This window comes from Mesorhizobium sp. M7A.F.Ca.CA.004.12.1.1 (assembly GCF_003997835.1).
Classification (GTDB): domain Bacteria; phylum Pseudomonadota; class Alphaproteobacteria; order Rhizobiales; family Rhizobiaceae; genus Mesorhizobium.
This window is the reverse complement of record NZ_RZRK01000934.1, coordinates 1-2,208: the sequence shown is the minus strand read 5'-3', so window position 1 is coordinate 2,208 and position 2,208 is coordinate 1. Positions and strand designations below refer to the sequence as shown.

Here is a 2,208-nt window from a genome sequence, read left to right as displayed (position 1 = left end):
AGCCGGGCGTCTACCGTGGTCAATGCGCTGAATTCTGCGGTGCGCAGCACGCCAATATGGGCACCTTCATCATCGCCGAACCGCGCCCGAAATTCGATGCGTGGCTGAACGACCAGTTGCAGCCGGCCGGCGCGCCGGCGAGCGGCGAAGCCAAGGCCGGCGCAGACCTGTTCCTCAAACGCCCCTGCGTGATGTGCCACAGGATCGGGGGAACGCCGGCCGGCGGAACGGTGGCTCCCGACCTCACCCACATCGCCAGCCGGAAAACATTGGCGGCCGGAACGCTGACGATGAGCCGCGGCAATCTCGCCGCCTGGATAGCCGACCCGCAAGGCATCAAGCCGGGTTCCCACATGCCAGTGGCAGATCTCAACGGCGACGAGCTCAACGCAATCGTCGCTTATCTCGAGGGGCTGAAATGAGCAGCGCCGATGTCACAGGCGACCGCCACATCCCGGAACCAGACCCCGCCAAGGGCGACCTTGCTCCCGAACGTGACGGCCCCCGCGATACCGGCATGGATGATGCCAGCCTGCATCGCTGGCTCGAGCGCACCTGGCGGACGCCGTCCGGCATCGTCGGAGCGCTCTCGAGCGTCGATCACAAGGTGATCGCACGACGCTATTTGATCACCGCTTTCGTCTTCCTTGGTCTTGGCGGTCTCAACGCTGTCGCCATGCGTATCCAGCTTTCGGGACCGCAACGCGGCCTGATCGGGCCCGACCTCTACAACCAGCTGTTCACCATGCATGGCGTTACGATGATGTTTCTGTTCGCCGTGCCCATCGTGCAGGCGACCGGGATCTACCTGGTGCCGCTGATGGTGGGCACCCGCAACATCGCGTTTCCGCGCCTGAACGCGTTCAGCTATTGGATCTACGTCTCGGGCGGCGCTTTCGCCTGGGTGTCGTTTGCCCTCAACATGGCTCCTGATGTGGGCTGGTTCGCTTACGTGCCGCTGTCCGGCCCCGAATTCGCACCGGGCAAGCGCGCCGATGTCTGGGCGCAGATGATCACCTATACCGAAGTGTCGTCACTGGCCGTCGCGGTGGCAACCATCGTCACGGTGTTCAAGCAGCGGGCCCCCGGGATGTCGCTGGACAAGATCCCGCTCTATGTCTGGGCGATGCTGGTCACTTCTTTCGTCGTCATCTTCGCGATGCCGGCGGTGATGATCACCTCGACTTTCCTGATCCTTGACCGGCTGGTCGGCACGCACATCTTCAACCCGGCGGAAGGTGGGGATGCTCTGCTGTTCCAACACCTCTTCTGGTTCTTCGGCCATCCGGAGGTTTACATCATCTTCCTGCCGGCGACGGGCATGGTGTCCGCGATCATTCCTGTTTTCGCCAGGCGACCGACATTCGGTCATCTCGGGCTGGTCCTGTCGCTTATCGCAGTCGGCTTCCTGTCGTTCGGGCTCTGGGTTCACCACATGTTCGCCACGGGATTGCCTAAGCTCGGCGCCAGTTTCTTCACCGCATCCAGCATGCTGATCGCGATTCCAAACGGCGTGCAGATCTTCTGCTGGCTTGCAACACTTTGGGACCGCCGGCCGGTGATCCGGACGCCATTGCTGTTCGTCTTCGGCTTCTTCTTCATCTTCGTCATCGGCGGGCTAACCGGCGTCATGCTCGCCTCGGTGCCACTGGATCTTCAGGTGCACGACACCTATTTCGTCGTCGCGCATTTCCATTACGTGCTGATCGGCGGCTCGGTGTTCCCGCTGCTTGGCGCGGCTTATTTCTGGTTCCCGAAGATCACCGGCCGCATGATGAGCGAACGCCTTGGACGGTGGCATTTCTGGCTGGCCTTCATCGGGTTCAATGCGGCCTTTTTCCCGATGCATCTCGTCGGCCTATGGGGCATGCCACGAAGGGTCTACACCTATCCGGCCGAGCTTGGCTGGGGCAACATCAACCTTTTCATCTCTGCCGGGGCGCTGCTCTTTTTCCTGAGCTTTGTCCTGTTCACTTTCAATCTGGTGCATGGCGCGCTCAAAGGCACCCTGGCCGGCAACAACCCGTGGGACGCAGGAACCTTGGAGTGGGCAACGTCCTCGCCACCGCCGAGCTATAATTTCGCACGCATTCCCATGGTTACCCATATCGAGCCGCTCTGGGCCGAGCGCGAGGCGCTCCCTGTAGCGACCGGGCTCCGCGTCGATGCGCGCGAACTCCTCATCTCGACCTTGGCCGAAGCTTATCC

The 2,208-nt window shown here is 62.0% G+C and carries 2 protein-coding genes; both read left to right on the top strand.

Translation table 11 applies throughout. The features are described 5' to 3' along the window. A partial coding sequence (locus EN984_RS31940; RefSeq protein WP_127384234.1) for a cytochrome c occupies positions 1-422 on the top strand: 422 nt, incomplete at its 5' end. Continuing rightward, a partial coding sequence (gene ctaD / locus EN984_RS31935) for a cytochrome c oxidase subunit I (RefSeq protein WP_127384233.1) occupies positions 419-2,208 on the top strand: 1,790 nt, incomplete at its 3' end. The genes EN984_RS31940 and ctaD, both read left to right, overlap by 4 nt.